This is a genomic window from Bifidobacterium pullorum subsp. saeculare (genome assembly GCF_016899725.1).
GTDB lineage: Bacteria > Actinomycetota > Actinomycetes > Actinomycetales > Bifidobacteriaceae > Bifidobacterium > Bifidobacterium pullorum_C.
Genome location: NZ_JACLYU010000002.1, coordinates 163,310 through 188,642, shown reverse-complemented (window position 1 = coordinate 188,642; position 25,333 = coordinate 163,310). Strand labels below are relative to the sequence as shown.

Here is a 25,333-nt window from a genome sequence, read left to right as displayed (position 1 = left end):
GATGCCGGCGGGAAATCCGATGGGCGCCGTCAGCCGGCGCGCAGGATGGGGGAGGCGGCCACCTGGTCGGCGGTCGTGTCCCACAGGGCGTCCAGGAAGGCGACCTGGAACGATCCCGGGCCATGCGAGGCGGCCTCGGCCGTCTCGGCGGCACGGTCGTAGAGCAGCGAGGCGGCCAGCGCGGCCACCAGCGGGTCGGCCACGGCCAGGTAGGTGGCGGTCACGCCGCCCAGCGAGCAGCCGGCGCCGGTGATCTTCGTCATCATCGCGCTGCCGCCCGGCAGACGGTAGGTCGTCTCGCCGTCGGTGACCAGGTCGATGGGACCGGACACCGCGACCGCGCCGCGCGCAGGCGACGGGCCGGTGCCGTCGTCGAAGACGCGGCCGGCGACCTTCTGGGGCAGGTGCGCGCTCAGATGGCGGGCGATGCGGCGGGCGGCGGCCTCGGCGGCGTCCACCTCGTCCATCGACTCGACGCCGGCCGGACCGTTCGCGGCCGGCGCCTCGCCGCCGGACAGGCCCCACATCGCGTCGAGCGCGAGGATCTCGGAGGCGTTGCCACGCACGATGGTCGGCGGCACCTCGCGCATCGCCGTGAGGATGGCGGTGCGGGTGCGTCCGATGCCGGCGGCCACCGGGTCGAGCACCCACGGGCGGCCCTGGCGCGCGAAGCCGGCGGCGATGTCCGCCAGCGCCTCGCGGTGGAACGGCATCAGCGTGCCCACGTTGACATAGTTCGCGCCGGCCATCGCCGCGGTGGCGAGCACGTCGTCCGGGATGAAGCTCATCGCGGCCGTGCCGCCGGCCGCCAGCTGCGCGTTGGCGACCAGGTTCATCGTCACGAAATTCGTGAACGACTGCGCCAGCGGCGTCTGCTCGCGTACCCGGCGCACGGCGGCGGCGATGCGCGCGCGCAGCGGGTCGTCGGCGGCGACGGCTTCGCCCACGGCGGGGATGGGATCGGTCTGGGGGCGCGGATGTGATGCGCCCGATGGATGCGGCGAGACTGCGCTCATGCGGTGCTCCCTACGCTGGTCTTAACCAACAGGTTCCAAGGGTCTGGCCTCAAAGCCACTCTCAACCCCGCGCTTCCCGGGGTTCCCCTGCTTGTGCATTTACCGCGCCCCACGCTATGCGGGCGCGTGGACAGCCGGCCGTCTCAGTCGGCGCTGGCGCCGACGGCGGGAGAGCCGTCGCGCGCCTGGCGCAGGGCGGCGGCCTCGAGCTCGCCCATGCTGATCGGCGTGAACGCGATGGAGAATCCGAGCCGTTCCACGGCTCCGGCGATTTTGTTGAACGAGGGGTCGTTCCTGCCGTTGAGCGTGCGCGAGACCATCGACTCCGTCAACCCGGTGGCCTTGGCGAACTGGGCGGCGTTCATGCCGGTCAGGTCCATGAGCCGGCGGATCAACTCCTGCGAATCCATGCGCCTCATTGTAGCGGCGGGCCGGCGCGGCGGGTCTACGTCACCGCCCCGAGCGCGACGAGCGCGGCGACGAAGCCGGCCGTCGCCGCGGCGAAGGCCACGTCGCCGGCCCGCACCCTCAGCTCGTGCCATGGGGTGCGCGGGGCGCCCGCCTCGTAGCAGCGCGCGTCCAACGCCAGGCCCAGGCCGTCGGCGTGCCGCAGCGCGCCGGCGAGCACCGGCACCACGATGGCGGCCATCGCGCGGATGCGCCGCGGCGGCGAGCCGGTTTCGATCGATCCGCCGCGCGCCGACTGCGCGTCCATGATGGCCCGCGCCTCGCCGGTCAGCGTGGGCAGGAAGCGCAGCGCCAGGCTCAGCACCAGCGTGAGCTCCTGCGTGTGCAGGCCCAGGCGCCGCAGCGGGGTGAGCAGGGAGGCGAAGGCGTCGGTTATCGCGGTCGGCGTCGTCGTGGCCAGGAACACGGCGCCCAGTAGGATGACCAGCGCGAACCGGCAGGCGTACAGCCCCGCCGTGGCCAGGCCCCGGTCCGTGACGAGCAGCCAGCCCCACGCCACCAGCGGCGTGCCCGTGCGCACCACGGCCACGTTGAGCAGGCCCATCACGGCGAACAGCACGAGGAACGGGCGCACCGAGGCGAGCAGGCGCAGCGGGGCCAACCTGGACGCCGTGACGACGGCGCCGACGGCCAGCGCCGCCAGCAGCAGCTGCCAGGGGGAGCCGATGGCGAAGGCCGAGAACATGGCCGCCAGCGTGGCCACCGTCTTCACCCTAGGATCGAGCCGGGCGACGAACGACGCCGGCGGCTGCGGAGCCGGCCGCGCCCCGTCGGCCCCGGTATTCCGGTCGGCGTCGCCGGCCGGGACGACACGGCCATGGTCGAGGTGGACGACGCGGTCGGCGAGGGCCGCGGCCTCGTCCGCCTCATGGGTGATGAGCAGGATGGCCACGCCGCGCGCCTTAAGGTCGCGGACGAGGCCGGCGACGCGCTCGCGCGCCGCGTCGTCGAGTCCGGCGGTCGGCTCGTCGAGCACCAGCACCTCGGGCCGGCAGGCGATGACGCCGGCGATGGCCGCCAGCCGCTGCTGGCCGACGGACAGGTGGAACGGCGAGCGCCCGGCGAGCGCCCCGATGCGCAGCAGCGCCAGCGCGTCGTCCACGCGGTCCTGCACGTCCGTCTCGGCCAGTCCTTGGTTGCGTGGCCCGTACGCCACGTCCTCGCGCACTGTCGGCGCGAACAGCTGGCGTTCGGGATGCTGCATGACCAGGCCGACGGTGCGCCTGAGGCGCGTCAGCTCGCGCCGGCGCGGCTTGCGGCCAGTCAAGGTGACCCCGCCGACGCGGATGGCGCCGCCGTCGGGCCGTTCGAGCGCGCACAGCAGTCGGGTCAGCGTGGATTTGCCCGAGCCGTTCGGGCCCATAAGCGCCACCACCTCGCCCTGCCGCACGGTCAGCGACACGTCGTCCAAGGCCGGCGCCGCGGCCCCCGGGTAGGCGAAGCGCACCTGGCGCACGTCCAGCGCCACGTCCCCGCCGGCGGCGGGCTCCGCCGCGCGCGCCGGCGCCTGGGCGCGGCGGGGGACGGCGCGGTCCGATTCGGGCCGGGTCTCGGCGATGACGCGGCCGTGGTCGAGGCGGATGACGCGGTCGGCGTGCGCCGTCTCCTGCGGATGGTGGGTGACATGGACGATGGCGGTGCCGGCCTCCTGCACCCGGTCGAGGATGGCGAGCACCTCGCGGCGGGCGGCGGCGTCGAGCATCGCGGTCGGCTCGTCCAACACGAGCAGGCGCGGCCGCATCGCCAGCATGCCGGCGATGGCCACGCGCTGCTGCTGGCCGCCGGACAGCCGCGTCGGATCGTCGCGCCGGCGGCCGGCCATGCCCACCGCGTCCAGTGTGCGGGCGACGCGGTCGCCGATGGTCTGGCGCGGCAGGGCCAGGTTCTCCGGGCCGAACGCCACGTCGTCGGCGACCACCGTGGTGACGATCTGGTCCTCCGGGTTCTGGAACACCGCGCCGATGAGCCGGCGCGCCGCGCGGTAGGCGTGTGTGTCCGCGCCGGAGGCGTCGTCGAAGGCGCGGTGGCCGAACAGCGTCACCGTGCCGCCGTCGGGCGCGGCCAGGCCGGCGAGCAGGCGCGCCAGCGTCGATTTGCCGGATCCGTTCGCGCCGACCAGGCAGACGCGTTCGCCGGCCTGGATGGTCAGCGAGACATCGTCCAGCGCCCAGGTGGCGCCGCCGTCATAGGAGAAGCGCACATGCTCCAGCTTGGCCGGCGCGGCGTCGGGCGCGGGCGGGCCGGGAAAGGATGTCATCGTCCGGCGCCTCAGCGGTCGACGAGCGCGACGACCGGCTTGTACACCAGGAAGGTCACGGCCGCGTGGATCGCGAACTTGAGCAGGTTGAACGGCAGCAGCACCGGCACCACCAGCGCGGCGACCTGCGCCACCGACATCGCCGCGTACATCGGCGTGATGACGAGGTTGCCGCAGATGGCCGCCGCCAGCGCCAGCGCCGCGCCGGCCAGCAGGCCGAGCGCGGCTCCCGCGCGCGTGCGCATGCGGCGGTACACCAGCGCCGCCGGCACCGACAGGCACACCGCGACGAGGATGGCCATGAGCGCGCCCCACGGATCCGTGAACACATGCGGCACGAAGCCGAGCGTCGAGACGATGGCCGCGGCCGCCGGGCCGAACGCGAAGCCCGCCACCAGGCACACGATGCCGGAGGGGTCGTATTTAAGCCATGGCGCCGCCGGGAAGATCGGGAATTCGAGGAAGCTCGTCGCCATCGCCAGCGCGACGAACAGCGCGTACACGGCGATGCGGTGCGTCGACCACCGCCCCGCGTCTGCCACGCCCGTGGCGTGCGCGCGCGTGCCGTGGTCGGCGCGGGAGCCGGAATCCTTGGATTGGGTATGCGAAATCATGCTCATGCGAGCGCTCCGTTCTTTCATCCGGACTGTCACCGTTGGCCCCGGATTCGCACCGGATCGGCCGCTTGCGCGGGTCGCGGGCTTCGGAGGACGGCGGGCCTGGCCCGCGCTCCGTCACCGCCAGTAAGGACTTGCACCTTCCCTGAACTTGGCGCCTCCCATATATACACGCCGCCCATGCGCCGCGCAACCGTTGCGCCTCCCTGCGGCCGGGCGGGCGGCCGCCTCGGGCCGCCGGGGCCGTGAGCGCTCACGAAACACCGGGCGCGCAACAGGTTATGCATACGTTTGCACCGATTGTGCGGCAACGGCTCCGGCGGCTTGCCCGGTGCGTTACAATGCCCCTTGTCGGTTCGAAACCACCATCACCTCCAACAACGAAGAAAGAGGTCAGCGATGATTGAGACAGCACAGGCGTTCGGCGTGGACATTGGCGGCTCCGGCATCAAGGCCGCGCCGGTGAATCTGGAGGAAGGCAAGTTCGCCGAACCCCGCCTCAAGATCCTCACTCCGGAGGTCTCCACCCCCGAGGCCGTCGCCAAGGTCGTGCGCCAGCAGCTCGAGCACTTCGAGGTGCCCGAGGACGCCCCGGTCGGCATCGCCTTCCCGGCGCCGATCAAGCCGGGCAAGCCGCTCGACTTCATGGCCAACCTCGACCAGTCCTGGATCGGCGTGGACGTGACCGCCGTGTTCTCCGAGATGTGCGGCCGCCCGGTCGTCGTGGTCAACGACGCCGACGCCGCCGGCCTCGCCGAGCAGCAGTTCGGCGCCGCCAAGGGCGAGAAGGGCCTGGTCATCGCCACCACGCTCGGCACCGGCATCGGCACCGCCCTCATCTACGATGGCGTGCTCATCCCGAACACCGAGCTCGGCCACATCATCCTCGACGAGAAGCACCTGGATGCCGAGAAGTACGCGGCCTCCTCCATCAAGGACGCCAAGGATATCAGCTACAAGAAGTGGGCCAAGCGCCTGACCAAGTACTATGCGCTCATGGAGAAGTACTTCAACCCCGACCTGTTCGTGGTCGGCGGCGGCGTGAGCCGTAACAGCGACAAGTTCCTGCCGCTGATCGACATCAAGACGCCGATCGTGCCCGCCAAGCTGCGCAACGAGGCCGGCATCGTCGGCGCCGCCTACTACGCCAGCACCAAGGCCTGATTGTCCGGGATACGGAAGGTCCGTCATGAGGGGCCGGGACGGTTCGCCGTCCCGGCCCCTCGGCGTATGCCGGGCCGTGAGTAGGGTGGAGCGCATGACCGTGCACTTCTCCCGGCGCGTGGATGCCAGCGCGCCCAACCCCATCGCGGCGGCCGAGGCCGACGCGCGCCGCGCCGGCGTCGCGCTCGGCCGGCTCAACGACTCCAACCCCACCCGCCACGGACTGGCCCCCGCCGAGGTGCCCGGTGTGTACGCCGCCGACCCGCGCGGCCCCCGCACCGCCCGCGAGGCGCTCGCCGCTTTCCTTGGCCGAACCCGCGCCGGAGTCGACCCGGAGCGGCTGTACCTGCTGAGCTCCACCTCCGAGGCCTACTCCTGGCTCATCAAGCTGCTGTGCGACGCGGGCGACGCGGTGCTCGCCCCCAAGCCCGGCTATCCGCTCATCGAATCCATCGCCCGTCTCGAATGTGTGGACGCCATCGCCTACCAGCTCGGCTTCGACGGCTCCTGGACCATCGACCTGGCCGAATTGGCGCGCATCCTGGACGGTCCGGACGGCCCGCGCATCCGCGCGCTCGTCGTCATCAACCCCAACAACCCCACCGGCTCCTACGTCAAGCCGGTCGAACGCGCGCGCCTGGTGGAGCTGTGCCGGGAGCACGGCGTGGCGCTGATCGCCGACGAGGTGTTCTACGACTACGCGCTCGAACCCTTCGACGGCAACGCGCGCCTCGCCGGCGAACGCGGCGTGCTCACCTTCGCGCTCGACGGCTTCTCCAAGATGCTCGCCGCCCCGCATGCCAAGGTCGGTTGGATCGAGGTCTCCGGCCCGCGGGCGGATGTGGACGAGGCGTTGCGCCGCCTCGACGTCATCGCCGACGACTACCTGCCGATGAGCGACCTCATCGCCGGCCGGCTGCCCGCACTGCTCGCCGCGGCGTCCGGGCAGACCGCGCGCGTGGGGGAGCGCGTGCGCGGCAACCTCGCCGCGCTCCACAGGATGCTCGACGCGGATCCGGCGGGCCTGGTGGACGTGCTGCGCGCCGAAGGCGGCTGGAACGTGCTGCTGCGCGTGCCCGCCACGCTCGACGAGAACGAGCTCGTGCTCGCGCTCATCCACGGCCAGGGGCTCACCGGCCAGCCCGGCTACTTCTTCGACATGGCCTCCAACGGATATCTCGCGCTGTCCCTGCTGCCCGAGCCGGAGGAGTTCCGCCGCAACGTCGCCGCCGTGCTCGCCACCGTCAATCGCATGTGCGGCGTCTGACGGCCGTCCCTCAACCCCGGGCGGCGCGCGCCTGTTCGAAGCGGCGGCGCACCAGCTCCTCGTAGCGGGCGGCGGTCTCGGCCGGCGTCCCGTCGAACACGACGCGTCCGGAATCGAGCAGCAGCGCGCGGTCGACCGCGTATTCGGGGCGTTGGATGAGCGCCGTGTCATGCGTGGCGAACACCACCTGACGGTCGTAGGAGAACAGCGCGCGGGCCACCCGCGCCGAACCCACCTCGTCGAGTCCCTTCGTCGGCTCGTCGGCCACGACGGCGGCCGGGGCCTTGGCCAGCGCCGCCGCGATGGCCAGCAGATGGCGGTGCTCGGAATCCAGCTCGTCCACATGGCGCCGGGCCGAGGTGGTCAGGTCGAAATGCGCGAACACGGCGCCGATGCGCGCCTGGCGTTCCGCCTCGGGCACACCCAGCCTCTTGAGCGTGGCGTCCACCGCCTCGGACACGTTCGCGGCGCGGCGGAAGGAATTCGGGACCTCCTCGCGGCGCACGCGGCCCACGATCGCGTCGATGCGTTTCACGTCGCGTTTCACGCTCGGGTCGAGGGTTTCGCCGCCGTCGGCCGCGGCCAGCGCCACCCGTCCGCAGGTCGCGGCGAGGGTGCCGTCGAGCAGGCCGAGCAGCGTCGATTTGCCGGAGCCGTTGAGTCCGATGACGGCCGTGCGGCGCTCCGCGATGGTCAGCGTGGTGGGGCCGAGGCCGATGGTGCCGTCGTCATAGGTGTGGCCGGCCTGGTCCAGTGTGAAGACGAGCGATGCGGGCGCGGGGGCCGCGCGGTGCCTGAACAATCCCATGGGCCCATTGTAGGCCTGGGCGGCATGGACAGCGGGGCGCCGGCCCGCCCCCGCCTCCCGCTGGACGATCACTGGAAGTAGAAGCCGTGGAACCCGTACTGGTAGACGCGGTACAGGTAGCTGATGTCCGGCTCCATGCGGTACTGGGCGAGCAGTTCGCCGTCGGGCGAGTAGGTGCCGATCAGGCCCTGCATGCCCGAATCCACCAGGATGGCGCCGTTGTCCAGCACCTGTTCGGAGCTCACATACGGCGAATACGGCACGTCGAACGCGTCCACCTCGGCGTAGGTGCCGGCCCGCTCGTCGATCAGGCAGCGGCGGAACTGCGAGTGCGAATGCGGGTCCTTCGAGCTTTGCGCGGTGGAGATGCCGTCGATGACGGTCCAGTCGAAGTCCGGGCGCGTGGAGGCGTAGCCGAAGTTGTTGTCGAACATCGTCAGGTAATAGCGGCCATCGCCCAGCGACGGATCGGTCTCCACCGTCACCGAATGCTGGCCGCCGGTGTCCGGGAAGTCGCCGTCCTTGTCCAGGAACAGGTCCTGGATGGCGGGGAAGCCGTCCCAGACGCTGCGCTCGCCGGCCATCCAGGCGACGGTCGGGTCGGTCTCGAGGTCGTCGATCTTGATGATCGTGGAGGTTTCGCGGGCGGAGAGGATGGCGCCGCCGTCGTCCGTCAGCTGGATCGTGTTGAAGTGGATCCAATCCCAGCGTCCGGTGGCGGTCGGGTCGGACTCGTCGATGCCGGCGTGCGTGGTGGAGGCCTTGTAATCGGCGAACAGTTCGCCGGCGTCGAGCAGACGGCTGACCTTGCCGGTGCGGGTGTCCACCTTGATAACCTGGTCCTGGACGGCGTGGTCGTCGCGGCCGAGCTCGGTGGCCAGGGAGACGATGGAGCCGTCGGCGTCCAGCGCGTAGTCGTGGTGGAGGATGAACCGGTCGCCCAGGTCGATGATCTTCACGAGCTTGCCCAGCCGGTTCATGCCGACGAGATGCTTGGTGGAGGCGGAGAACCACATGAGGCCGTCGCCGTCGAAGAGCAGGCGGTGCGCGCGGTAATAGAGCAGCGGGATCTCGCCGCGCAGCACGCCGGCGGTGTCGTAGAGGTACATGAAGTCCTGATCGTCGGAATCGTTGCCGAGCACGGCGTACAGGCCGTCGCCCAGGTCGGCACCGGCGGCCGGGGCCACCGTGGCCTCGAGCCGCACCTCCTCGTCGCCGAGCAGCTTGGGGCCTTGGCGCGTGATCGTCCGCTCGGTGGTGTTCCCGTCGGTGTCCTCGAGCGTGAAGGTGATGGTGTTGCTCACCCGGGGGATGAGGCCGAGGACGAGGAACTCATGGACGCTCTGGTAGGCGTCGGAGCCGTCGAGGTCCGCGGAGGCGGCCATGGTGCCGGCCACGCCGCCGGCGCCGCCCTCCTGGGCGGTGCGGGTGAAGTCGGGGTAGCCTTCGGCCGAGACCGTGTAGGTCACCTTGGCGGGGGCGTCGGTGGTGAAGTAGACGTACAGGGAGGTGGTGTTCGTGCCATAGGGGTTCTCGGCGAGCACCATGGCGTCGAGCCCCTGGCCGCCTTCGCCGCGCAGCTCGGCGAGCTGTTCGTCGGCCATGCGCTGGTAGCCTTCGGTGTACACGTTCTCGACGGCCGCGTTGAGCCGTTCCACGCGCCGCTGCCTGACTGAGGCGGTCACATCGGATTCGGAGGTCAGGCACAGGCCCGCCACGACGAGGACGGTGAGGATCGCGGTGCCCCAGAGGATGGCCCGCTTGTGTAATGGTGCGCTGGTGGACATGCGTCGCATACTTCCCTGAGATGATTGACAGACGACAGGAAGCATGATAAACAACCGCCTTGGCATTGCCATGGGGCCGGGGTGGCGGAACGCTGGCAGCCACCTGAAAAACGGCTGAAACGCCGCCCGCGCGGGGCCAGCCGTCCGACTAGAGCAGCGTGAACCAGGAGGCGACGGCGTGATAGAGCGCCGGGTTGTTGCCCAGCATCTCGTCCGACCGGCCCGGCGCGAAGCACATGAGCACCGTGAGCACCACCCAGGCCAGCAGCAGCAGGACGACCGCCCACCGCACCAGGGCGCGCCCCAGCGGCCGGAGCCAGGCCAGCGTCCGCCGTCCGGACGAGGGGGAGTCCGGACCGGGGACGCCGCCGGTCAGCAGCAGCAACGCTGGCATCGCCGCGATGGCGAACAGATAGCCGAAGTCGGCCATGTACCGCCAGCCCAGGCCGCCGCGCAGCGAGTCGAAGACGACGAGCGCCAGGGCGAGCGCCAGCGCCGCCGTCGGCAGCGACCAGCGCCATGGCGCCGGATCCTCGGCGCCGTCCGTTCCGCGGATCAGCCGGCGGCGCAGGAACGGCGTGGCCAGGGCGAGCGCCAGGAACGGGCAGACGAAGAAGATGCCGCCCATCACCGTCTCCGCATACCCCCACTCCGGCAGCGGCGTCGGGCTGATGCCGATCCACGGGAAATACGGTGTCAGGCGCAGCGGCGTGACCAGGTATTCGGCGACCATCACCGGCACATTCGCCGCCGGCAGGGAGAAACGCGTCATGTCGGTGACGGTCATCTGGTAGGTCTCGCCGAAGTCGAACGGGGAGCCGAAACGCGCCCGGTTGTACAGCATCTGCGGCACCGCCACCGCCAGGGCCGGCGCCAGCATCGCGGCCGGCGCCACCAGCGCGTGCAGCCAGGGCACGCGTCCGGCCGCCAGCCCACGCAGCATCGCGCGGATCTGCGTCCAGAACAGCGGGAAGGCGAGCAGCGCCGCCAGCGCGAACGTCGGCCGGCAGGCCATGGTCGCCGCGATGCACAGCGCGCCGCCGGCCAGACGCGGCAGGGACAGCGGCCGGGCCCCGTCCACCTGCCAGCGGTCGCGCGCGGCCATCGGCGGGCGCGAGGTGTCCGCGCCCATCCACAGCCACAGGCCCGCCACGGTCAGCGCCAGCGAGGCGGCGACGGGCACCGTGTAGAAGTTCTGGCGGTAGATGAGGTACGGGGCATTCGCGCCGAGCAGGAACGCCGCCAGCGCGATGACGGTGGCCGCCAGCGACGCTCGGGGCATGAGGCGACGGACCAGGCGCACCACGAGCAGCGAGCCGAACAACGCGAACAGGAACATCTCGATCTGCACGGCCGCCGCGGCCGGCATCATCAGGCCGCCGTCCACGAACAGCGAGGTGATGGCGCGGTACGGGGCGAACAGCAGCAGCGCCGGCAGCACGCCGAAGTAGGAGTACCAGTGGCCGTCGCGGAAGGCGTAGTCCCAGTACAGGGTCTCTCCCTGCGCCAGCAGCCGGTTGCGCGTCGGCACGTCATGCGGGTCGGCCGCCGCGGCCAGGCCGTCCGGCACCGGCAGGTCGAGCCAGGGGTGGCCGGCCAGGATCGCGTCGCCCAGATGGCCGTACTGGTCGAAGTCATACGTGTATTCGCCGGGTTTGTGGAACACCATCGGCCCCGCCCAGCGGCAGGTCAGGTACACCGCGGCCAGCGTGGCCACGCCGAGCAGCGAGAACACCGCCGCGAACGCGAGGCGCTGGCCGCGCCGGCGCGTGTCCAGCCGCACGCGCCACAGGCGCGATCCCGGCCTGAGGGCCGCCACCGCCGCGATGGCCAACGCCATGGCCAGCAGTCGCGGCACGCTGATCGAGAACGGCACGCGCACATTCGCCCGCACCGCCTCGACCGGCACCACCGCGCCGGCCGGCTCCTCGATCCACACGCGCATCGTGCCCGCGCCGGAGGCCTTGAGATACAGGGAGCGCGGCGCGCCGGCGCAGGCCGACTGCGCGCGGCCATGCGCGCTGCCCACGTCCACGCGCACATGCACGGTCGACACCGGCCTCTTGACCGGCTTCATCGTGGTCGCCTGCGCGGGGTCGGCCTCCAGGGCCTCCTCGAGCGCCTTCGCCGCCCGGTCCGCGGCTTCGTTCGCCCGCCGCAGCTGGTCGTCGCTCACCGGGTCGATGCGCGCGTAGCCCGAGGTGCCGTCCGCCGTGAGCTCCAGATAGGCGCGCGTCGGGTCGGTGACGCGCAGCAACCCCTCCGCCGTGCGCTCCAGTCCCGTGCCCAGCGTGTTGTAGGGGGCGGCGGAGTCGGTGCTCGCGCCCACGGTGCGCCAGAACGGCAGGTTGAAGACCACCGTCTCCATGAGCAGCGCCAGCAGCACCGCCGCGGCGAGCGCGAGCGGACCCATGGCGCGGCGGGCGGCTAAGGGGAGGGGACGGGAGGTCTTCGGCACGCCATTTATTCTAACGGCATGAACGGGCGGGGCCATGTCGGGCTGGATTGGGACAATGGCGCCATGCCTCACCACGACTCCGACCAGCGGCATCGCGCCCGCGACCACGCCTTCGGCGACGCATTGGCCCGGGTGGGGCGCCAATGGAGGCGGCTGCGCCGGCGCGGCGAACAGACCGCCACCAATCCCTTCGCCGCCACGTTGAGCGCCCTGTTCGCCGACGACCCCGTCGAGGCCGCGGCCCTGCGCGCCGCGGACGGCGCCTCCGGCGCTCCCGCCGACCCGGTGGCCGAGCTGCGCCGCCATGCGATCGCCTTGGGACCCCTGGTCAAGCGCCGCACGTTCCCCGGGCTCGAAGGCGTGCCCGCGGGACTCACGCTCGGCTGGGCCCAGCTGCCCCAGACCCGCGGCCGCGGCTTCTCCATCGGCATGTTCACCGACCGCCGCCACTTCTCCCAGATCGCCTTCGCCGACGCCAAGGGACGCGTCTTCGCCGGCACCGACCCGACGATGGACACCCATGACTTGAAGCCCCGCTTCCTCTTCGGCAAGGAGGGCACCGCCCGGCTGCCCGACGGCCCCCGCTTCGGGCACGCCGCGCCCCGTGCCGGCGAGACGGCCCGCATGCTCGACGTGGTCACCGGCGGCGTGGTCGGCCGCGATGCCAACGGCAGGATGACCTGGCTCGCCTCCTGGCTCAAGACGGGCGGCCGCTACACGCTGGAGCAGATGCGCGCCGACCTGCCCGCCGCCATGCGCATCGGCCTGGAATACCGCGACGCCCTGGCCATCGCGTTCCTCGCCACCTACCTGCTGCCTTCGATGAATGGGCTGCTGCTCGGCTTCGGCGCCGGCAACATCTTCCGCCGTCTCAACCGCGAGGCGCCGATGGGCGCCATCCGCCGCGCCGTGCACGACACGATGGAGGCCCGCGCCCACGGACTGCGCGCCTCCGGCCTGGAGGACCTCTTCGCCGACCTCATGCGCGAGGCCGGCGCCCTGGGCGAGGTGCGCGGCCTGGAACCCGTGCACGGCGCAGAACCCCTGCGCCTGTACACCTCCAGCTACTCGGGCAACTACTTCTTCGTCTGGAGCTCCCAGATGGCCGTCGAGCCGGCGCTCGCCTCCCTCAAGATCGAAGGCAACCTCAACCGCTTCGCCGCCGTCAGCGCCTGGCTGGAACGCAACGCGCGCATCGGCGTGGGCCCCACCGAGGACACCGTCACCCGCGCCCAGGCCGCGCAGATCGACATGGCCCTGCTGGCCAACCCCGCCCTGCTCGCCCTGCCCGGCGAGGAGAAGCCTGGCGTCGGATTCGACCCCGTGCACGACGACGGCACCGCCGCCGCATGGCGTCTGGTGGAAGAGGCGCGCGCCGCCGCGCGCATGGCCGCGGCCAGCCCCGACCCCACCGACCCCGGCGCCGGCTTCGCGGACCCCGACGACCTGCCGCGTGACGCCGAAGGTTCCGAATGGGTGTACCGCCAGACCCTGGCCACGCTCATACGGCGCCTGCGCCTGCCGTACCGTTTCGACGCCGATTTCCGCGTGGACCTGGAGGGCGGCCAGGCCGCGCTCGGCTTCACCACCGCCGGCGCCGCGCTCATGCCCGACAGCCGCTACGACGAGGCCACTCACGGCTGGAAGCAGCTCGACGACGACGCCCGCGCCGCGATGAGCGCCGTGTACAACCTGCGCGTCGGCCTCATGATGGCCGCGCTCGCCTTCGGCGCCGACGCGCGCGTGCGCCGCGTCTCGCTGCACATCGACTCCATCGGCCTGGAGGAGGCCGTCGCCGAACAGGACTCCGCCATCGCCGCGATGACCAACGACGCGCTCGCCCGCTTCGAACGCATGCCGGCCGGCGACCTGGGCGCGGGCAGCGGCAAAGGCGACCCGAAGGACGGCGACGTCCACGGCGACCCCACGCACACCCTGCGCGCGATGACCGGCGAGATGCCCGGCCCCGGCCGCGAGCCGGGCGGCCCCGCCTCCGGCGAGGGCACCGACGCCGGGGAAGGCGCGGCCCCGTCCGAACCGGCCGACGTCCAGGACAGCCTCGATCGCCAGTTCGAGGAGCTCATGCGCGGCGGCGACATCGACGAAACCGTCTTCAGCCTCGGCCCCGACGCCCGTCGGACCAACGGCGGGACCGCGGACGAGCCGTCCCCGGCCCCGGACGGGGAGGAACCTCGGCCGCAGGACGGCTCCGGCCAGGACGGCAATCCGCTCGACGCGGTGCGCCGCAACCCCACCGTGCGCACGCTCGTCACCGTCACCTTCGACCGCGACGCCTTCCTCGCCATGCTGTGGCAGGAAGGACTGGCCCACCCGATCGACGCCTACCTGAGGTTCCATGCCACGCTGGAGATGGACGGCCACGGCAACTTGCTGCCCACCGAGGCGGCCTTCGACCTGCGGGACGCGCGCTTCTCGCCCGCCGGCGCCCAGGAGGAACCCGAGCTCATCGACAAGGACCTGACCCCCGGGGCGCGGCGCGTCCTCGGCACCGCCGACGCCACCGGCCTGGCCATCCAACGCGCCGACCTGCTCCAGCGCGCGGTCGCCGACCTGCACCGTCTCGCCGCCGACGGGAGCAAGCCATCCGTCGCCAAGGCGCAGGAGGCGATGCGCATCGTGCGGCGCCTCGGCGACCCGGAGCTCACCGAGCTCGCCCCGCAGGCCACGAGCGCGCTCATCGACGGGCGCGACACCCCCGACTTCGAATTCACGCTCGCCGACGAGCTCGACCGTGAGCGTGTCAAGGCCCGCGACCAGCTGTTCTCCGGCCAGGTGGACCGCGCCATCGACACGGCCGAGGCCGCCATCGCCAGGCTCGACGCGCTGTTCGCGCAAGGGCCGGGCGTGCCCCGCTACTTCAACTCCTACGCCGAGCGCGTGGTGTACAACCGCCTGTTCGCCACCGGCGACGAGACCACCGTGCTCATCCCGGACAACCTCTTTTACGCGCATATGGAGATGGCGGACGTGCTGGCCCAGCTCAAAGGCGCCAAGGCCGCGCTGCCGCATCTCAACGCGATGGTCAAGTACGCGCCCGCCTACCCGCTGTCGCATATGCGCCTGGCGGTGCAGCTGGCCCGCGAGGAGGACTGGGACCTGGCGCGCGCCGCCTGCCTCAACGCGCTGCGCGTGGCGCTCGACCGCGACGACGCCGCCTTCGCCTACTACCGCCTGGCCTACGCCGAGTGGATGCAGGACCGTTTCGACACGGCCGCGGCCGCGTACATCATGGCCGAACGCATCGCGCCCGGCCAGATCGCCGCGCTGGAGGGCGAGCTCGGCGAGCTCGTCTCGCGCGCCGAATCGCAGTGCGTGCGCGTGCCCGAGTCGGTGGACGAGGCCGTGGCCACGCTCGCCGCGCACGACCTGCCCGTCTGGCCGCACACCGAGGTGGCCGGCATCGTGCACGACGCGGCCCGCGTCTGCGTGGACGAGGGCATGTTCGTGCCCGCCCGCACCCTGACGGTGGCGGCCGCCCGCATGGACGACGGCGAGGCCGACGGCATCGACGTGACGCAGGCGCAGTTCCTCCGCTCGCTCAACGCCTGAGCGGCCCCGGGCCAGGGCCGCGGCCATAATGGGGACGGCCGCACAGCATCGAACGGAGGGAGCCTGGCATGGCGGACGAACAGCTGGCATGGGATTTCGACGACCCGGGGACGCCCGCCGTCGTCGCCGACACCGGGGCCGCGCGCCAGACGCCCGGCTCGGAGGCGTGGATCGCGGCCCTGGCCCGCACCGACGCGGACGCCGAGCGCCTCGACCGCCTCGACGTGACCACGCTGGACGCGGAGCGCGCGAACCGCCTGTGGGCGCGCGTGGCCGCCTGGGTCGAATCCGACCAAATCGCCTACTACATCGACGACGCCCCCGTCTCCTCCGACGCCGCCTACGACGCTCGCCTGCGCTGCCTCAAACACCTGGAGGCGGCGTTCCCCGCGCTCGACAACCCGCAGTCGCCCACGCACCGCGTCGGTGGCACCTTCTCCAACGACTTCGCCTCCGTGCGCCACCCCTCGCGCATGATGAGCCTGGACGACGTGTTCTCCCTCGAGGAGCTGCGCGACTGGTACGACGGCGTGCGCCGCGACCTCGACTGGCCGGAGGGCAAGCCGCTGCCGATGAGCTGCGAGGTGAAGATCGACGGCCTGGCCCTGAACCTCATCTACCGTGGCGGCGTGCTCGAACAGGGCCTGACGCGCGGCGACGGCGTGACCGGCGAGGACATCACGCTCAACGTGCGCACCATCGGCTCCATCCCCGCCACCCTGGGCGGCGAGGCGAACGACATCCCCGAGTTCGTGGAGATCCGCGGCGAGGTGTTCATGCGCTGGGATGACTTCCGCGCGCTCAACGCCGAGCAGGAGCAGGCCGGGCGCGCCCCCTTCGCCAACCCGCGCAACGCGGCCGCCGGCTCCCTGCGTCAGAAGGACCCGCGCATCACCGCCACCCGCCGCCTGAGCTTCTACGCGCACGGCATCGGCCGGCTCGACTGGGGGCCGGGGCGGCCGGCCGGCAGCCACGACGAGGTGGCCGACCAGTCCGAGGCCTACGCGCTGTACCGCAAATGGGGCGTGCCGGTCTCCCCGCACAACCGCACCGTCGGCACCTTCGCCGAGGTGCTCGACATGATCGACTACTACGGCGAGCACCGCGACGACATCGAGCACGCGCTCGACGGCATCGTGGTCAAGGTGGACGACCTGGCGCTCCAGCGGGCGCTCGGCGCCACCTCGCGCGCGCCGCGCTGGGCCATCGCCTACAAGTACCCGCCGGAGGAGGTGTACACCGAGCTGCTCGACATCACCGTGCAGGTCGGCCGCACCGGACGCGTGACCCCGGTCGCCATCCTCAGACCCGTGTACGTGGCCGGCTCCACCGTGGCCCGCACCACGCTGCACAACCCCTCCGAAGTGGAACGCAAAGGCGTCAAGATCGGCGACACGGTGATCGTGCGCAAGGCCGGCGACGTGATCCCCGAGCTCGTGGGGCCGGTGCTCGAACGCCGCAAGGGGCGCGAGGAGCGGTTGCGCGACTTCGTGATGCCCACGCGCTGCCCCTCCTGCGGCGCGCCGCTGGCCCCCGCCAAGGAAGGCGACAAGGACATCCGCTGCCCGAACGTGGAACGCTGCCCCGCGCAGCTGACGGAACGCGTGATCTCGCTGGCCATGCGCAAGGCCTTCGACATCGAGCATCTGGGCGAGCAGTCCGCCATCGCGCTGACCAACCCCGAGGAGAACCGGCCGGACTCCACGGCCACCTACGCGCCGAACCTCACGGAGATCGTGGTCGCTCCGGGCGAGGAGCCCGAACCCTACGAGCCGGCGCCGGGCCTGGCGCTGCCCGCCCGGCAGACGCCGGCGCTCGCCAGCGAGGCCGGCCTGTTCGCGCTGGGCGTGGACGACCTCAAGGACGTGATGGTGTGGCGCGAGGCGCCGGTCATCGAGGTGCGCCAGAACGTGGGCGCGGACGGACGCAGGAAGAAGGTGCGCCGGCGGCTCGGCGGCTCCGGCCTGTGGCACCAGGTGCCCGCGTTCTGGACCACGCCCGCGCCGGCGGCCAAACGGCGCCGGCAGGACGCGGCCGCCCCGGACAGCGCCTACCCCGGCTACGACGTGCCCGCCGACGCCATCGTCGTGCGCGAGGAACGCAAGGTCTCCCGAAGCGGCGACGTGACGGTCGTGCCCGTGGTCACCAAGCCGATGGAGAACACGCGCAAGATGCTCGAGGAGATCGACAAGGCGCGCCACGCCGACCTGTGGCGCGTGCTCGTGGCCCTGTCCATCCGCCGGCTCGGCCCGCCCACCGCGCGGCTCATCGCCACCGCGCTCGGCACGCTCGACGCCATCGCGCACGCCAGCGTGGAACGGCTAACCGAAATCGACGGCGTGGGTCCGGAGATCGCCGAATCGGTGGTCCACTGGTTCACCGCCGCCCGCGAGCCCGGCGACTGGCGCGGTGCGATCCTCGACGCCTGGCGCGCCGCCGGCGTGGGCAGCGTGAAGGCCGAGTCCAGCAGCCTGCCGCAGACGCTCGCCGGCAAAACCGTCGTCGTCACCGGCTCGCTCGAAGGCTACAGCCGCGACTCCGCCAAGGAGGCGATCATCGCGCGCGGCGGCAAGGCCGCCGGCTCGGTGAGCAAGAACACCGACTATGTGGTCGTCGGCGCGAACGCCGGCTCCAAGGCGGCCAAGGCCGAGGAGCTCGGCATCCCGATGCTCGACGAGGCCCAGTTCGAACGTCTGCTCGCCGGCACCCTGGAGGAGGACGATGAATCCCTGGCCGACGCGGGGGCGCAGCCGGCCGGCGACTGACGGCCCTTGCCTTCGGCGGGGGACAGCGGCTAGGGTGGGGTGGCGCGCCGCCGCCGGCAGGACGCGGCGCCACCGGAGCACAGACGAAGGGAGACGACGATGGATGCGAACACGACGGACCAGGCGATCAAGGACGCGCTGATGGCACGGCTCGGCAAGGTCATCGACCCCGAGCTCGGACGCTCCGTCACCGACCTCGGCATGATCGCCGGCATCGACGTCGCCCCCGCCGGAACGGACGGCGGCCGCCCCGCCTACGACGTGACCGTGCGCGTGGAACTGACCGTGCCCGGCTGCCCGCTGAGCGACACCATCGTCGGCAACATCACCGCCGCCATCGCCTCCTACCCGGACGCCGCGCTCACCCCGCGCATCGAGGTCGCCACGATGAGCGAGGCCAAGCTCGCCGACCTCGTCGCCGGCCTCAAGGCCGAGCGCAAACGCAACCCCTTCGCCAAGCCCGGCGTCAAGACCCGCATCTTCGCGATCGCCTCCGGCAAGGGCGGCGTCGGCAAATCCTCCGTCACCGCCAACCTCGCCGCCACCTTCGCCGCCCTCGGCTACGACACCGCCGCCATCGACGCGGACATCTACGGCTTCTCCCTGCCCGGGCTGTTCGGCGTCACCAGCCAGCCGACCAACCTCAACGGCATGCTCATGCCGGTCACCGCCTGGGGCGTCAAGCTCATCTCCATCGGCATGTTCGCCGGCGCCGACCGGGCGATCCTGTGGCGCGGTCCGCGCCTGCAGCGTTCGCTGGAACAGTTCCTCTCCGACGTGTGGTGGGGCGAGCCCGACGTGCTGCTGCTCGACCTGGCGCCCGGCACCGGCGACATGGCCATTTCGGTGGCGCAGACCCTGCCCAACGCCGAGCTCATCGTGGTCACCACCCCCCAGCCCTCCGCCTCCGACGTGGCCGTGCGCGCCGGACTGGTGGCGCTGCAGGTGCCGATGCGCGTCCGCGGCGTCGTCGAGAACATGAGCTGGTTCGACCATCACGGCGAACGGCTCGAGATCTTCGGGCACGGCGGCGGCCAACGCGTCGCCGACCAGCTCACCGCCGCCCTCGGCCACGACGTGCCGCTTATGGCGCAGCTGCCGCTGCTGCCCGAGGTACGCGAGAGGGGCGAGGCCGGCCGTCCCGCGGTGCTCGGGGCCGACGGGCGCCTGGCCGGCACTCCGCTGGCCGAAAGCTTCGCCGGCCTCGCCCGGGCGCTGATGGCCTAGCGGCCGGGCGAGGCCGGCTACTTGGCTGACGGGGCGGCGTGGGCCGGGCCGGAGGTGCGGAAGATGTCGGGCTCCACGTAGATCTCGAACTCATACCAGGGCAGCGCCGCGCGCACATTCGCTTCGATTCGGTCGACCGTCTGCACGTCGTAGTCACGGTCCAGCTTGGAGGTCTCGACCTTGAGGCACAGCAGCACCGCGTCCTCGTCCATATGGATGGCCTGCAGGTTGATGAGCCGGTCCACGCCCGGCGTGCGCTCCACCGCGGCCACCACCTGCCCGCGCGTCTCCGGGTCGAGGTCCTCGCCGATGAGCAGCGAGCCGGATTTGAACGCGAGCGCGGCCGCGCCGGTCACCAGCACCAGGCCGACCATAAGGCCGCCAATCGCGTCGTAGAGCTCGTCGCCGGTGGCCATCGACAGCGCGATGCAGGAGCCGGCGAAGGCCAGGCCGATCAGGGCCAGCGTGTCCTCCATCATCACCGAGGCGAGCTCGGCCGACTTCGTGCGCCGCCAGAAACGCACCAGGGATCCCTCCTCCACGCGCACGCGCCTCATGCGCCCGCGCGCCTCATGCACCGAGGTGTGCAAGCCCCAGCCCTCCAGGCAGGCGGAGACGGCGACCACCGCCAGCGCGGCGGACAGTTCCAGCGGCTCGGCCTGGCGGCTCAGCGAGCCGTCGAGCAGGGCGGTGAGCTTGCCCACGGCCTGGGAGACCGCGAACACGCCGCCGACGAAGAACAGCAGCGTGGCCACGATGAAGCTCGCCAGGTATTTCACACGGTGCAGGCCGAAGGGGTGGTCCCCGCCGGAGCGGCGGTCGGAGGCCCGGTCGCCGGCCATGAGCACGATCTCATTGGCGCAGTCGGCCACCGAATGCACGCTTTCGGAGAACATCGAGGAGGATCCGGTGAACGCCGCCGCCGCGAATTTGGCGCAGGCGACGCCGATGTTCGCCAGCAGCGCGGCCTTGACGGCCATGCCGGTCTGATGTTGCTCCGCCTTCGCCGCCGCCTCGTTGGCCGACGGGGCCGTGGCGGCTTCCTGTGTGTGCGATTCAGCCATGGTGATGTGTCCCCTCTCCGTGCGCATGGCACGACTTTTCCACCCGATTGTAGGAGCCGGATACGCGCCATGCGACCGGCGGCGCTTCTCCACGCCCTGTGGCAGACTGTGGGGTTGCGCCCCCGTAGATCAATGGATAGATCAACGGCCTTCTAATCCGCAGGTTGCCGGTTCGAGTCCGGCCGGGGGCACCCTTCATTCCACGGCATCACGAAATATTGGACACAGGACGCGCCCGCGCCGACAGGCTCGGGCGCCTTCTTGTATCTGGCCTCCACTTGATTGACCATTACGTCATCCATCAGTTCTTCGGGCTTGGCCTGAAGGAAGTCAGCTGTTTTCACCAAGTCAGCCACAGACCATGCTGTCCTCCCCGCAAGTTTCATCGACAAAGAGCTGGGTTGGAGTCCCAGGACTTCAGCCAGCCTAGTCTGCGGAATGCCTCTGACTGCCCAATAGAATCGGACGTTTTTGCTGATGGCAGCTTCGCAACGTTCTGCATGGAGAAGTGTGGTGTCCTTGTCGGCTGTGTTCTCGTCAGCAAGTCATCAATTCCCATCGAAGCAGGTTGAATCTGATTTAATTTTTCGCATTCAATCAGAATGAACATTATGGCTTATCTGAGAGTTTAATATAGTTGAATATAGTAAATATATTGAGAATCAGCGGAATATGATGGCTGAATATGTGAATGTCTTGATGAAGGGAATTGTCGACTTATTAAAACCAGCTTCTTGGTTGACTTTTTCATGCCTTCGGTAAATGAGAAAATTAAAGGCTAGGGCAGCTGTATATTATGTGACATAATAGTCTCAAGCGCCTGTCGACTGGTGAATTCTCATTAAGAGGAGAAGGCAGTGATACCACGGGAAAGAAATTGCGCGTGGACGTATTCAAAACTAAGCCGGGTGAGGCAATCAGCATTATGATCACGGAACGAAATTATGTGGATGCGACCCAGATGAAGTGTCCGTATGTCATGTCTTATGATGGTGAGCGCACCACTACGTATTATGCGGTGTGTCCAGCCTGTGATAATCCCATAGTCCTTGTCGGACTGTTCCGCTCCCAAGAGGAATCTCGCGCACGACGCCCTTATGGGCGTCACGTGCCGTTTGACGTGCCAGAACTATGCCAATACGATGAGGATGCGTATCTGTCCTGTCCGTATGCGAACCCCGATCGTCGGAGGTCTGGTCGCCGTCGCCTGCCGAAAAGCCGTACTGGATTGGGGCTGTACCGGGTGATGCGTGCAGAGTTCGATCGTGTCGTCCAGGCGTGGGAAGCGTGGTCCGGCCTCCACCTTGGTGCCGGAGCGGCCGAGGAAGCCCTGTGTCGGTGGGCCGGTGACGAGGTATGGCGGTATTACGAAGCGACATACCAGAACCTTCCTCAGACCTTGTTTTATGGGGCGCCGGCTAGGAACCTGGTCAAAATGTACGTGGTCAAGACCGGTCAACTGCATACCGCGTTGTCGAACATTCCCGAAGTCCGACTGACGCCCACACGTTCTGCGCAGTATAGCCAGGTTGATAAGACCATTCGGGGATTCCTCAGCCTTGACTTCCATTTGGCTAATCACAAATATCATACCAGTGGGGTACAACTGACCGAATCATTTGATCTGAGGGTCACCTGCCAAAATCGCAGAACATGCTCCTCGTTGACGTTGGAGACGGACCCTAACTGGCTCAACCGAGCATGCAAAGACTTGAATGGTCGCAGGGATGAAAACCTGCTCGACATCGCCCGGCGACTGCTCACCGAATCTTGAGAATCAGCATGTCATAAGTCTGATGTGTTGCTATGTTGTTCCGGCCTCATTGTCAGTGACGGTACTTGAGCAGAGTGGAGCCCCTCCGATAATTTGGCAACCAAGTAATTCGACCTTCCGGTAGGGCAGGAAGAGGAAATGATCAAGCATGTACGAACCGTACACCGTGTTGGGGTGGATTTTCATCAGCTCTCTGGTCATCAACTGTCTGATTGGTTTCTTTGAGGGACGATTCGGCTGCCGAGCTGACTCTATTGTTTGGCGAACAGGTTCGATTCCCACGCCTCTTTCGGTATGAAACCGAAATGACGGCTCTATTGGCGTGGCTATGACGGCAGTCCTTGGGTGAAGTCATGAATCCAGAAACTCTGCCGGTATCGTGATAATTCATTCTTTCGACATGCCGGTATCCCGATGGTGGGAACATGGGATGAGACATAGGAAAAGGAACCGTTATGGAAAACAACGACGAGACCAAGGATCTCCACGGCGTGGATGCGGAGACGCCGCTTCTCGCCGCGTGGAAGAACGATGATGGCACGGCTTCGGGCGAGAAACAGCCGGCGCGGAAGCCGCGGCCGAAGTGGCTGGTCCCGGTGGCTGTCACGGCGGCCGTGTTGGTCGTGCTGGCTGGCTGCGGCACCGCCTATGGCGTGGCCACGCACCGTGAGCAGTCCGTCTACCGGTCGGCTGCCGCCACCGCCGGCGAGGCGGCCGACCGGTTGGCCGAGGCGGTGAAAACCGGGGAGACGACGGTGGGGTCGGTCAAGCCGGAGCAGGTCAAGGACGCGGAGACTCTGGACGTGTTGTCGAAGCTGCTCAAGCAGGCGAAGGCCGTGAGGATTCCTGCGGCGGATGCGAACCAGTGGCTGCTGTGGGAACTCAGGCGGGGCGGGACCGCGCTTGGCGATGCGGCCGGTAAGACCGATGGTCTGGCGAAGCGGGTGGCGGCCGCCGTGAAGGCGGTCCAGGCCAGCAAGGCCGCGAAGGAACTCGCCGACGCGAAGGCCGCGCTCAAGTCGAAGGTGGAGGCCGCGAAGAAGATTCTGGCGGACAGCAATGGCAGGGTCCAGGACGAGAACACGCGCACCAGCCTGCAGAAGCTGATCGACGAGGCGAACGCGCTTGGCTCGAAGACGCCGAAGGATTACACGGACAAGGCCGCCGCCGTCCAGCAGTCCGCCGACCAGGTGACCGCCAGCGTGAAAGCCAAGGAGGAAGCGGACCGCAAGGCCGTCGAGGAAGCCGCCGCGGCGGCTGCGCGGCAGCGGGCCGCTGCCTCCTCGTCGTCGCGGTACACCGGTGGCAGCCGGAGTTACAGTTCCGGCAACAGCTCTCGCGGCAGCGGAACCTCCACAGGCGGCGGCAGCTCCTCCAGCGATTCCAGTGGCTCGTCCTCGCTCCCGCCCGGCTGGGGCGACGGCCACTTCGTCATCGGCGGCGGTGGTCCCGGCCCGACCGGCCCTTGCCGTCCCGTGTGCATAGGCGGAGAATGCTCCACCTGCCCGTGACCGGCACACGTTGTGATGTGCGGCCCGGCCTTCCTCGAAAGCCGGGCCTTCCCATATCTCACGGTATGTCGGTAAATCGGTATTGCGGTATGTAGGGCAAGAACAGCGAATGCCCGCCGGCCCATCCGTATGGTCGGCTCATAGCGGGGCTTGTCCCGATTGATTTTCGCGAACGGCTCGAAAGGAACTGGGCCTGCGCGCAAGGTCAGTTGCATGCCGAGTAGTCTGGAACGGCGGAATGCCAACATTTCAACCGTGGTATCGGGGCGACATCATGGCCGAAGTCTTCATGTACCTCTCCGCATGCACCGCACAGGCCGCGGATGGGCACACCTGCGGGCACAATGGCATCCCGGCATCCTCCCCGATGAGAAAGGACCGATGATGGCGACCACCCGGACCTCCCTCCACGCCACCGTGTGCGTGGCGATCCTCGTCACCATGGGATTCGCGTTGGGATGCTCGGAATTCGTGCCGATCGGCATCCAGCCGCAGCTGGCCGACGCGTTCGGCGTGAGCATCGCCCGCACCGGCGAGCTCATCAGTCTGTATTCGGTGGCGTACGCGGTGGCCACGCCGATCCTGGCCATCGCCACCGGCCGCTTCCGCCGGTACACGCTGCTGGCCGTGTACTCGGCGGTGTTCTGCGCGGCCAACCTGCTCATGGTGTTCGCGCCGAATTTCACGGTGCTGCTGGTCTCGCGCGTGCTGCTGGGCATGGTCTCCGGCGCCCTGCTGGCGCTGGGCATCACCTACATCCCCGAGCTCATGGGCGTGCGCCGGATCTCCATCGGCGTTTCTCTGGTGTACGCGGCGTTCTCCGTGGCGATGGTCGTCGCCACGTCGCTGGGCAAGCTCGCCGCCGAACTGCTTACCTGGCATGTGGCCATGGCCGGCTCCGCCGTGTTCGCGGTGGCGGTGTGCGCGCTGGCCTTGGCCATCCTGCCCCGCACCGGCGCCACCGACGAGCCGGCCACCTTCCGCGACCAGGCGTCGCTGCTCACCGAGCCGCAGGTCATCACCGGCATCCTGGTGTTCCTCTTCGGCGTGGGCTCCGTGTACGTGTTCTACGGCTATGTGACCCCGTATCTGCAGGATGTGCTCGGCCTAGGGGCCGTGGCCGCCAGCGGGATCCTCATGGTGTACGGATGCCTCACCTTCCTGTCGAATCTGCTGTCGGGTATCCTCGACCGGCAGTTCGGCATCAAGGCCACGGTTGGTGTGTTCCTATTGCTGGCCGCCGTGCTCGGCGGCCTGTTCCTCGCCGGCGGGGCCTCTTATGGCCTCGGCTTCGTGCTCATAGTGGCCGTGCTCATGTACCTGTCCAGCGTGCCCTGCGTGTCTCTGTACATGAGGAGCGCCCGCCTGCGCCATCCCAAGGCGCTGACCCTGGCGAGCTCCCTGGAGCCGATGGCGTTCAATCTGGGCATCGCCTTCGGCACCGCGGTGGGCGGCGCCGTGGTCTCCGGCCCGGGCCTGAGGTTTGTCGGACTGGCCGGGGCAGTGCTGGCGGTCATCGCCTGCGGCGTGGCCGCGCTCACCGCCCATCTGGCGCACCGGCGTCTGGACTGATCGGAACC

General features: G+C 69.7%; 17 protein-coding genes, 1 tRNA gene and 2 riboswitches. Of the genes, 9 read left to right on the top strand and 9 right to left on the bottom strand.

Features of this window, described 5'->3' with window-relative positions; translation table 11 throughout:
- Nucleotides 1-29 precede the first annotated feature (29 nt).
- From H7U32_RS02170 to H7U32_RS02155, 4 genes are all read right to left on the bottom strand, one after another.
- Nucleotides 30-947 (bottom strand): hydroxyethylthiazole kinase, encoded by a 918-nt coding sequence (locus tag H7U32_RS02170; RefSeq protein ID WP_440201425.1) that lies wholly within the window; start codon nucleotides 945-947, stop codon nucleotides 30-32.
- Nucleotides 948-1,006: 59 nt separating this feature from the next.
- A riboswitch (TPP riboswitch) is annotated at nucleotides 1,007-1,115 on the bottom strand.
- Nucleotides 1,116-1,159: 44 nt separating this feature from the next.
- Nucleotides 1,160-1,426, bottom strand: a complete 267-nt coding sequence (locus H7U32_RS02165; RefSeq protein ID WP_204467645.1) for a helix-turn-helix domain-containing protein — start codon at nucleotides 1,424-1,426, stop codon at nucleotides 1,160-1,162.
- A 35-nt stretch (nucleotides 1,427-1,461) separates the two neighbouring features.
- Entirely contained in the window at nucleotides 1,462-3,741 is a 2,280-nt protein-coding gene (locus H7U32_RS02160) for an energy-coupling factor transporter ATPase (RefSeq protein ID WP_204467643.1), read from the bottom strand.
- 11 nt (nucleotides 3,742-3,752) lie between these two features.
- Nucleotides 3,753-4,355: an ECF transporter S component gene (locus H7U32_RS02155; protein ID WP_239457439.1), complete on the bottom strand. Its 603-nt coding sequence runs from the start codon at nucleotides 4,353-4,355 to the stop codon at nucleotides 3,753-3,755.
- Nucleotides 4,356-4,368: 13 nt separating this feature from the next.
- Nucleotides 4,369-4,515, bottom strand: a riboswitch (FMN riboswitch).
- A gap of 242 nt (nucleotides 4,516-4,757) precedes the next feature.
- Here H7U32_RS02155 and ppgK point away from each other — a divergent pair.
- Entirely contained in the window at nucleotides 4,758-5,522 is a 765-nt protein-coding gene (gene ppgK, locus H7U32_RS02150) for a polyphosphate--glucose phosphotransferase (RefSeq protein ID WP_204467640.1), read from the top strand.
- A gap of 94 nt (nucleotides 5,523-5,616) precedes the next feature.
- Nucleotides 5,617-6,789 carry a pyridoxal phosphate-dependent aminotransferase gene (locus H7U32_RS02145; RefSeq protein ID WP_204467638.1) on the top strand — a complete coding sequence of 391 codons (1,173 nt, stop codon included), beginning with the start codon at nucleotides 5,617-5,619 and terminating at the stop codon, nucleotides 6,787-6,789.
- A 10-nt stretch (nucleotides 6,790-6,799) separates the two neighbouring features.
- On the opposite strand, the gene H7U32_RS02140 is transcribed toward H7U32_RS02145, so the two are convergent.
- The 3 genes from H7U32_RS02140 to H7U32_RS02130 all read right to left on the bottom strand — a co-directional run bounded on the left by H7U32_RS02140 (nucleotide 6,800) and on the right by H7U32_RS02130 (nucleotide 11,797).
- The gene (locus tag H7U32_RS02140; RefSeq protein WP_204467636.1) at nucleotides 6,800-7,597 is read right to left on the bottom strand and encodes an ATP-binding cassette domain-containing protein; all 798 of its coding nucleotides are present in this window, start codon (nucleotides 7,595-7,597) and stop codon (nucleotides 6,800-6,802) included.
- A 68-nt stretch (nucleotides 7,598-7,665) separates the two neighbouring features.
- Nucleotides 7,666-9,384, bottom strand: coding sequence for an aryl-sulfate sulfotransferase (locus H7U32_RS02135; protein WP_440201421.1), 1,719 nt, complete (start codon nucleotides 9,382-9,384; stop codon nucleotides 7,666-7,668).
- Between the two features lie 148 nt (nucleotides 9,385-9,532).
- Nucleotides 9,533-11,797, bottom strand: a complete 2,265-nt coding sequence (locus H7U32_RS02130) for a hypothetical protein (RefSeq protein ID WP_204467778.1) — start codon at nucleotides 11,795-11,797, stop codon at nucleotides 9,533-9,535.
- Nucleotides 11,798-11,905: 108 nt separating this feature from the next.
- Here H7U32_RS02130 and H7U32_RS02125 point away from each other — a divergent pair, with 108 nt between their 5' ends.
- From H7U32_RS02125 to H7U32_RS02115, 3 genes are all read left to right on the top strand, one after another.
- A complete protein-coding gene (locus H7U32_RS02125; RefSeq protein WP_204467632.1) occupies nucleotides 11,906-15,412 on the top strand; it encodes a tetratricopeptide repeat protein in 3,507 nt (1,168 codons plus the stop codon).
- A gap of 68 nt (nucleotides 15,413-15,480) precedes the next feature.
- Entirely contained in the window at nucleotides 15,481-18,177 is a 2,697-nt protein-coding gene (gene ligA, locus H7U32_RS02120; RefSeq protein ID WP_204467631.1) for an NAD-dependent DNA ligase LigA, read from the top strand.
- A gap of 99 nt (nucleotides 18,178-18,276) precedes the next feature.
- Entirely contained in the window at nucleotides 18,277-19,404 is a 1,128-nt protein-coding gene (locus H7U32_RS02115; protein WP_239457419.1) for an Mrp/NBP35 family ATP-binding protein, read from the top strand.
- 17 nt (nucleotides 19,405-19,421) lie between these two features.
- Here H7U32_RS02115 and H7U32_RS02110 read toward each other — a convergent pair whose 3' ends face one another.
- Entirely contained in the window at nucleotides 19,422-20,468 is a 1,047-nt protein-coding gene (locus H7U32_RS02110; protein WP_204467629.1) for a cation diffusion facilitator family transporter, read from the bottom strand.
- A gap of 118 nt (nucleotides 20,469-20,586) precedes the next feature.
- Here H7U32_RS02110 and H7U32_RS02105 point away from each other — a divergent pair.
- Nucleotides 20,587-20,659, top strand: a tRNA-Arg gene (locus tag H7U32_RS02105).
- On the opposite strand, the gene H7U32_RS11760 is transcribed toward H7U32_RS02105, so the two are convergent.
- The gene (locus H7U32_RS11760) at nucleotides 20,621-20,893 is read right to left on the bottom strand and encodes a hypothetical protein (RefSeq protein ID WP_369122464.1); all 273 of its coding nucleotides are present in this window, start codon (nucleotides 20,891-20,893) and stop codon (nucleotides 20,621-20,623) included. The genes H7U32_RS02105 and H7U32_RS11760 overlap by 39 nt on opposite strands.
- A gap of 458 nt (nucleotides 20,894-21,351) precedes the next feature.
- Here H7U32_RS11760 and H7U32_RS02095 point away from each other — a divergent pair, with 458 nt between their 5' ends.
- The 3 genes from H7U32_RS02095 to H7U32_RS02085 all read left to right on the top strand — a co-directional run bounded on the left by H7U32_RS02095 (nucleotide 21,352) and on the right by H7U32_RS02085 (nucleotide 25,325).
- Nucleotides 21,352-22,242 (top strand): hypothetical protein, encoded by an 891-nt coding sequence (locus H7U32_RS02095; protein ID WP_204467627.1) that lies wholly within the window; start codon nucleotides 21,352-21,354, stop codon nucleotides 22,240-22,242.
- A 455-nt stretch (nucleotides 22,243-22,697) separates the two neighbouring features.
- Complete coding sequence (locus H7U32_RS02090) at nucleotides 22,698-23,753, top strand: hypothetical protein (protein ID WP_204467625.1); 1,056 nt, start codon at nucleotides 22,698-22,700, stop codon at nucleotides 23,751-23,753.
- A 381-nt stretch (nucleotides 23,754-24,134) separates the two neighbouring features.
- Entirely contained in the window at nucleotides 24,135-25,325 is a 1,191-nt protein-coding gene (locus tag H7U32_RS02085) for an MFS transporter (RefSeq protein WP_204467624.1), read from the top strand.
- Nucleotides 25,326-25,333: the final 8 nt, after the last annotated feature.